The organism is Bacteroides muris (ex Fokt et al. 2023) (assembly GCF_024704895.1).
In the GTDB taxonomy this organism is placed as follows: domain Bacteria; phylum Bacteroidota; class Bacteroidia; order Bacteroidales; family Bacteroidaceae; genus Bacteroides; species Bacteroides muris.
Genome location: NZ_JAMZEE010000074.1, coordinates 1 through 7,839, shown reverse-complemented (window position 1 = coordinate 7,839; position 7,839 = coordinate 1). Strand labels below are relative to the sequence as shown.

The 7,839-nt window shown below is 40.3% G+C and carries 5 protein-coding genes and 1 pseudogene; 5 read left to right on the top strand and 1 reads right to left on the bottom strand.

Features of this window, described 5'->3' with window-relative positions; translation table 11 throughout:
- Positions 1-297: 297 nt before the first annotated feature.
- On the bottom strand, positions 298-1,362 hold the full coding sequence (locus tag M1B78_RS17920; RefSeq protein ID WP_257941435.1) for a hypothetical protein: 1,065 nt from the start codon (positions 1,360-1,362) through the stop codon (positions 298-300).
- Positions 1,363-1,593: 231 nt separating this feature from the next.
- Here M1B78_RS17920 and M1B78_RS17915 point away from each other — a divergent pair, with 231 nt between their 5' ends.
- From M1B78_RS17915 to M1B78_RS17895, 5 genes and pseudogenes are all read left to right on the top strand, one after another.
- Positions 1,594-2,598: a LacI family DNA-binding transcriptional regulator gene (locus tag M1B78_RS17915; protein WP_257941434.1), complete on the top strand. Its 1,005-nt coding sequence runs from the start codon at positions 1,594-1,596 to the stop codon at positions 2,596-2,598.
- A 76-nt stretch (positions 2,599-2,674) separates the two neighbouring features.
- The gene (locus tag M1B78_RS17910; protein ID WP_257941433.1) at positions 2,675-4,462 is read left to right on the top strand and encodes an L-fucose isomerase; all 1,788 of its coding nucleotides are present in this window, start codon (positions 2,675-2,677) and stop codon (positions 4,460-4,462) included.
- A 14-nt stretch (positions 4,463-4,476) separates the two neighbouring features.
- The gene (locus M1B78_RS17905; protein WP_257941432.1) at positions 4,477-5,700 is read left to right on the top strand and encodes a DUF6786 family protein; all 1,224 of its coding nucleotides are present in this window, start codon (positions 4,477-4,479) and stop codon (positions 5,698-5,700) included.
- Positions 5,701-5,725: 25 nt separating this feature from the next.
- The gene (gene fucP / locus M1B78_RS17900) at positions 5,726-7,156 is read left to right on the top strand and encodes an L-fucose:H+ symporter permease (RefSeq protein WP_257941431.1); all 1,431 of its coding nucleotides are present in this window, start codon (positions 5,726-5,728) and stop codon (positions 7,154-7,156) included.
- A gap of 11 nt (positions 7,157-7,167) precedes the next feature.
- Positions 7,168-7,839: pseudogene (locus M1B78_RS17895) on the top strand (ribulokinase); the annotation flags it as partial.

Below are 7,839 nucleotides of genomic sequence, written 5' to 3'. Positions count from 1 at the left end.
GACTTTGCCCGAAGGAAGACACCAACAATTAGTTAAGAAATATATCTTAAGTTAACTTTGAAAGAGTCTTTTGAAATTTTATACTATGAAAAGTTGTATATATAAAAATGAGAACAGTAGAAATAGAGTATCTATTTTCTGCTGCTCTCATTAGAGTAATAAGCTATTTAGTTAGTTTTGTAATTTAGCCTTTTATCATTTTTATCCACCCTTTATCTTGTTTCTGTTCTATAAATTAAGAAGAAAGGAGGGGATAAATAAGGAAGAAAGGAATTTCTACCAAAAAGTAGTCCGTTCTTATTTCATAATGTGGTTTATTAATTCTTCCGGTGAAAGAGGTGTGATACCAAAAATATAGCTTTGACCAGACTGAAATGGTTCAGTCAGTTCAAAGTTCTCATAAGCGATACCACCAGGTATCGGAGATTTACTTGCCCAATAAGTATAACGACCGTTCACAACTCCTTCTAACTCATTACTTGGATTGGAACAATACCAATATTGCGTTGCTTTTTTACCAGTATATTTCCAATGTGTATGTGTATCTTCAGCATATACAGCTTTTGTAGGGTCTTTCTCATCAGGTGACGCTATAAACCATACACCTCCATTTTTATCTTTTATCATTTCTGCCACTGGAGTATGGTTATGTTCTGTGAAATTAGAATCTTTATAGCTCGGCCATAATTGGCCGGCTTCTTTCGTTTTACCATCTGCGAGATGTAATGTCCTAAGTCTTGCTTTGTTTCCCATAGTAGCTGTGAGTATAAAACGATTTAGCTCATCTGACTTTTCCGTGGTATACGTAGTTAATTCAAACTCATAAGGCTTTCCTTCTGTGAATTTAGTCCGGACATAGATATCCGCACCATTATCAAAAGTTTCACAAAAGAAATACACAGTAAGTGTTTCAACTCCATTTTCCTTTGCTATTACTCCGTGAGCTGGATAATATTGATTTGGGAATGAGGGAGCTTCAGGAGTATTCCCACTCCAAAAACGTTTTCCACGAACATTATCAAGTTGACTCCATTCCAATTCTGAGAGCCCCCTATTATTTTTTGCTTTATCAATTGGTTCAAAAGCAATGAAATTGGTAACAACAAATTCATCAAGTTCTAAATAAAGTGTATAGATACGAATTAGCCCACGTGGACCTCCTAATGGAGCAATTCCTATTCGGATACCATTTGCAAATCCCCAAATGGGTTGTGCTTTTGTATTTTGAGCAGGTTGTAACCATATTCCATTTTTTTCCGGAGTTGCTAAAGTTTCCGGAGCTATTTGTAGGTTAGTCTGTCCATAAAGGTAGTGTATTCTGCATGCAAAGAATAAAAGTGTAAATAGAATCTTGGTTTTCATGATTTTAAAAGTTTAAAATTAATTTTTATGTGTCGTTTATGGTAGTTCATATCGTTTTTAGCATGATTTGGTACTGCAAATATAAAAATGTTATAACGAATTAGCAAAATAATTTGCAGATTTAATTTTTATGTTTATATTTGCATCGTGAGAATACGATAAGTGCTACTGATTCAAGAGGTAACCTAAAAGTATAATACTATTATATAGCAAAAACGTTACACAAAATATATGTCGTCACTAAAAAAAATATCGCTGAAAGATATTGCTGAAGCTGCAGGCGTTTCAACAGCATTGGTTTCGTTCGTTTTGAATGGGAAGAAGAAAGAGTATCGCGTGGGAGAAGAGACTGCCCAACGCATATTAAAAATAGCCAATGAAATGAACTACCAGCCTAATCTTGCGGCTAAAAGTCTTCGTAGTGGCAAAACAAAGACAATCGGATTAGTGGTTTCTGATATTTCCAACCCATTTTTTTCTCAATTAGCACGTGTATTGGAAGATGAAGCAACCAAACGAGGATATACTGTACTTTTTGGGAGTTCAGATGAGGATAAGGATAAGATGAATCGTGTTGTCAGTAATCTTATTAATAAAGGTGTAGATGGACTCATCATTGTTCCTTGTGATAATTCCGAAAAGTCTATTGCTTCATTGGTGAACAATAATATTCCTATCGTTCTATTTGACCGCTATTTTCCTGAACTTAATGTAAGTTATGTAGCATTGAATAATTTCAGTGCTTCCTATATATCAACCAAACATCTTTTGGATGCAGGCTATAATGCTCCTTGTATGGTGGCTTATGATGTCAACCTTATCCATATGAAAGAGCGTATCCGTGGTTATAAAAAGGCTATGGATGAAGCCGGTAAGAAAAACTTGGCTAACGTGGCCTTTTTGAAGCAGGATGCTCCCAGAAAGTCCGCAGACCGTTTGTTGCCTAAAATGATTGATGGCGGTGTAGACGCTTTTCTTTTTGCCACCAACATGATTTCATTGGCTTGTTTGTATACAATAAAAGACATGGGAGAAGAAATTATTGGTAAAATAGGTTTAGTGGGTTTTGATGGTAATCCGGTATTTGACTTTTTTGGTGCTCCTATATCCTATATTCAACAGCCTATAGATGTTTTAGTACAGAAAGCACTGGAAATACTGATAGATATCATTGCAAACGGCAATACAGTGCAATCTGTGCTTGCTGAGGGAGAATTTATTGAGATAGCTCCTTAAGCGAGCTATTTTTTAAAATATTAGCTTAATCGTTTTAGTTAATTTATTATATAATTCAAATAAAATCAGTTGAACCATGAGAAATTCAAAATTAATTGGTGGAAAGCCTAAAATTGGTATCAGACCTATTATTGATGGTCGTCGTGGAGGTATTCGTGAGTCATTGGAAGATATGACAATGGCTATGGCTCATAAAGTGGCCGAACTTTATTCTTCTGTTTTACGTCATAGCGACGGCACTTCCGTAGAGTGCGTTATTGCAGATACAACTATTGGTGGAGTGGCTGAAGCAGCTATGGCAGCTGAAAAATTCCGCAATAGTGGAGTAGGTATCATACTCTCTGTAACTCCTTGTTGGTGTTATGGATTCGAGACTATTGATATGGAAGGAGAAATGCCGAAAGCCATTTGGGGCTTTAATGGTACAGAACGTCCGGGTGCGGTTTATCTGGCTTCAGCATTGGCAAGTCATACACAGAAGGGATTGCCCACCTTTGGTATTTATGGACGTGATGTACAAGAAGTCACCAATATGGAAATTCCCGAAGATGTACAGGAAAAATTGTTGCGCTTTGCACGTGCAGGTATAGCAGTGGCTACAATGAAGGGGAAATCCTATCTTTCAATCGGCAGCGTATCCATGGGTATTGCAGGTTCTATTCCAAATCCTGATTTCTTCCAGGAGTATTTGGGCATGCGTAATGAGTATGTGGATGCCAGTGAAATAGAACGTCGTGTTCAGTTGGGTATTTATGACCATGAAGAGTTTGCACGTGCTATGGCATGGACAGAAAAGTATTGCAAGAGTAATGAAGGGACAGACTTTAATCCGGAACATCTGGTATATTCCCGTGAAGAGAAAGATGCCCGTTGGGAATATGTGGTGAAAATGACCCTCATTTTCCGTGATATGATGATTGGTAATCCCAAATTGGCAGAAATGGGCTTCAAGGAAGAATCAATGGGACACAATGCGATTGCTGCAGGTTTCCAGGGACAGCGCCAGTGGACGGATTATAAGCCTGACGGTGATTTTTCAGAAGCTATTCTGAATACTTCTTTTGATTGGAACGGTATCCGTGAAGCATTTACTTTTGCTACGGAAAATGATACGTTGAATTGTATTTCAATGCTCTTCAATCATTTATTGACCAATACGGCACAGATATTTGCGGATGTGCGTACTTATTGGAGTCCGAATGCCATAGAACGGGTAACGGGTAAGAAATTGGAAGGTAAGGCGGCAAACGGTTTCATTCACCTGATCAACTCCGGCTCTTGTACGCTTGATGGAACAGGCTGTCAGACACGTGACAATAAACCGGTAATGAAGCCTTTCTGGGAAATTACGGAAGAGGAAGTAGAAGCTTGTCTTTCTGCAACCAAGTGGCATCCGGCCAGTCGCGAATATATGCGTGGCGGTGGTTATTCTTCCCAGTTCCTGACTCGTGGTGAAATGCCGGTAACAATGTGCCGTTTGAATCTCGTAAAAGGTCAAGGTCCAGTATTGCAGATAGCCGAAGGATGGACAGTAAATTTGGATAAGGATGTCTTCAAGGTTATCAATGAACGTACTGACCGTACATGGCCTTCCACTTTCTTCGCTCCACGTCTGACAGGTAAGGGATATTTCCGTGATGTATATACTGTTATGAATAACTGGGGGGCTAATCATGGCGCTATCAGTTATGGTCATATCGGTGCTGACTTGATTACTCTGGCTTCCATGCTTCGTATCCCGGTATGCATGCACAATGTTTCTGAGGAAGATATTTTCCGTCCCAGTGCTTGGACCGCTTTTGGCGAGGATATGGAAGGCAGTGACTATAGAGCTTGCAAGAATTATGGACCTCTCTATAAATAAAGGAAACAGGCGTTATGTTGAAATCAACCAAACTGAAAAACACTCTGCTGGTAGGTGCAACTGCAATACTTGTATCATGCGGCGGACAAAAAGAAATCAAGATGGGAAGTTATGCTTATGATGCCCAGTTCTTAAAGGACCACGGCATTGAATATACTGAATTGGTATCTGCTGATGGGAATTCTAAAGTGATGGTTATTCCTGCATGGCAAGGCCGTGTAATGACTACTTCTGCTTCCGGCGATGAAGGTGACAGTTACGGCTGGATTAATTATCGTTTCATAAATGAGGGCAAAGTCAGTTCTCAATTTAATCCGGTAGGAGGTGAGGAACGCTTCTGGCTTGGTCCGGAAGGTGGTCCGTTCTCACTTTATTTTAAGGAAGGACAAGAGCAGGTTTATGATAATTGGATAGTTCCTCCGGTACTTGATACTGAAGCTTTTGACATAAAGTCGCAAGACAACAGTAGTATCCGTTTTGTGAAAGATACTCGTTTGACAAATGCTTCCGGTACTACTTTTGATATGAATATTGACCGTACTGTATCGTTGATGGATGCCGGTGAAGTGGCTGCCGATTTTAATATCCAGCTAACAAATGATATAAAAATTGTAGCTTACAAGAGTGAGAATAAGATTACCAATACAGGTGACAAGGCATGGACAAAAGAGGGTGGTCTTGTATCTGTATGGATGCTCGGTTGTTTTAATCCTACACCGACCACTACTGTATTCATTCCTTATAAGCAAGATGCGGAAGGAACAATCGTGAATGATGAATATTTCGGTAAGATACCGACGGATAGGCTGATAAAGGAAAATGGTATTATCTATTTCAAGATTGACGGGCTCTATCGTTCCAAACTGGGATTGCCGGCTTCACGGGCAACGGATATTTGCGGAAGTTATGATTCATTGAAAGGCGTACTCACAATCCTGTGGTGTAGTCTTCCCGAAACTCCTTCAGTCTACGTAAATGGTCAATGGGGACCTCAGGAAAATCCGTTTGCCGGGGATGTAATCAACTCTTATAATGACGGTCTGGTAGAAGATGGTTCTATAATGGGACCTTTCTATGAAATTGAAACATCTTCTCCTGGTGCGGAGCTGGCTCCCGGTGCATCATTGGTTCATACGCAAAAGGTGATTCATATACAAGGTAAGGATAAACAATTGGCCCCTATCGTGCAAGATTTATTTGGAGCAGATTTGAATGTAATAAAAACAAAGTTTCAATAGGGTAACTATATAATGGAGAATTCGTATGGAATCAAATAAAATAATACCGAAAGGAATCCTCTTCCCATTCATTCTGCTCACTACTCTTTTCTTTGCCTGGGCTGTGCCGAATAATCTGACAGATACTATGCTTGCAGCTTTCAAGCGCATCATGAGTATGAGTGATTCAAAAACAGCTTGGATACAGGTAGTGTGCTATTTGTTGGGATACGGATGTTGTGCTGTTCCCGGTGCCTTGTTTATCAAGAAATACACTTATAAATCAGGCGTGATGCTGGGGCTTGGTCTATATGCATTTGGGGCTTTACTGTTCTATCCTGCCATGCTTAGCTCGGAAGTGAATGTTGATTTCAGCTTCTTTATGTATCTGCTGGCAATCTTTGTTCTCTTTGCCGGACTTTCAGTTCTAGAGACGTCTACTAATTCTTATGTATTGGCAATCGGTCCTGAAAGTACCGCGACACGCCGTTTGAATCTGTCGCAGGCTTTTAACCCGTTCGGGGCAATTACGGGAGTAGTAATCAGTCAGATTTTCATCCTCTCACAACTGAATGGAATGACGGTGGCAGAGCGTGCCTACCTTCCGGCTGAGGAGTTGACCGCCATCCAGGGACAAGAACTGAGTGCTGTCACTACGGCTTATGTGGTACTTGGTCTGGTTATGTTGGTGCTTCTGCTTGCCATCCGCTTGACCAAAATGCCCAATCTTCGTGAAAGTGGCGAGAAAGTCGAATTTGGTGCTACGATTCGTCGACTCGCAAAAAATAAAAATTATGTGTGGGGGGTAATTGCACAATTCTTTTACGTAGGTGCTCAAATCGCAGTATGGTCTTTCGTCATTCGTTATGCCATGCAACAGCTCAATTTTGACAACGTGTTGGCTTCTTTAGGCGACTCAGCTTCTGTAGAGGTCGTTGTCAACGCATTGCGCGGTGTGGAACCGATGGCCGCTGCATTCTATAACGGATGTGAATGGCTCGGACTGGACAACTTATTGCCACGTACGGCAGAACAAGCTGCGGCCACTTACTATATCATGTCGCTCATTCTTTTTGTAGCCATGAGATTTGTATGTACCGCGATGATGAAGTATGTGAAAGCCTATACGCTTTTGATAGGACTTGCTATTCTTGCCGTAATGTGTTGTTTGGGTGCCATGTTCGGCAAGGGAAGTTTCGGAGTCTATTGCCTTATGGGTATTTCTGGCTGTATGTCATTGATGTTCCCGACCATTTACGGTTTTGGTCTTACCGGTTTGGGTAATGACACTAAAATCGGTGGTTCATTCATGGTAATGGCTATTGCAGGTGCCGCTGTCCTGACTCAAATCCAGGGAATTGTTTCCGACCAGACGGGTAGTATTATGGCTGCATATATTGTACCGGCCGTTGCTTTTGCAATAATTGCCTATTACGGTTTCTTCATTGCAAGAAAACAGGAATTAGCAATCAAATAAGAATTCAGACTATGAAATTAAATAAAAAATACGTTATCGGTCTTGATTTTGGTACGGATTCTTGCCGTGCACTGGTAGTGGACGCATACAATGGTCATGAAATTGCTACGGGAATAAGTTTTTACCCTCGTTGGAAAGCAGGACTTTACTGTGATGCACACAACAATCGCTATCGCCAACATCCATTAGATTATATTGAATCCATGACAGAGGCTGTACATATAGCTTTATCTGATTTGAAGGAAGAAGAGATTGCTTCTATTTGTGGATTATGTTTTGACACAACTGGTAGTACTCCTGCTTTAACCGATAAGGCAGGAATGCCATTAGCTTTATGTCCCGAGTTTGCAGAAGAACCGGATGCTATGTTTATTCTTTGGAAAGATCATACAGCTGTTCGAGAAGCTGAGCAAATCAATGCACTGATCAATAAACGTAACCTTGATTATTTACTTTATGAAGGTGGTACTTATTCATCAGAATGGGTATGGTCAAAGGTTTTACATATTATCAACACAAACGTCGCTATAAAGGATGCTGCTTATGCTTGGGTAGAACATTGTGATTGGATGACTGGATTAGTAACTGGTAACACTATTCCGGAACAGATTTTTCGTAGCCGTTGTGCTGCTGGACATAAAGCAATGTGGCATGCCAGTTGGTGTCTTCCTTCGGGCGAAGTT

Excerpts from the sequence above, each read along its gene's own strand:
- M1B78_RS17915 (WP_257941434.1), top strand. The coding sequence starts at position 1,594 with ATGTCGTCACTAAAAAAAATATCGCTGAAAGATATTGCTGAAGCTGCA.
- fucP (WP_257941431.1), top strand. The coding sequence starts at position 5,726 with ATGGAATCAAATAAAATAATACCGAAAGGAATCCTCTTCCCATTCATT.
- M1B78_RS17910 (WP_257941433.1), top strand. The coding sequence starts at position 2,675 with ATGAGAAATTCAAAATTAATTGGTGGAAAGCCTAAAATTGGTATCAGA.
- M1B78_RS17920 (WP_257941435.1), bottom strand. The coding sequence starts at position 1,362 with ATGAAAACCAAGATTCTATTTACACTTTTATTCTTTGCATGCAGAATA.
- M1B78_RS17905 (WP_257941432.1), top strand. The coding sequence starts at position 4,477 with ATGTTGAAATCAACCAAACTGAAAAACACTCTGCTGGTAGGTGCAACT.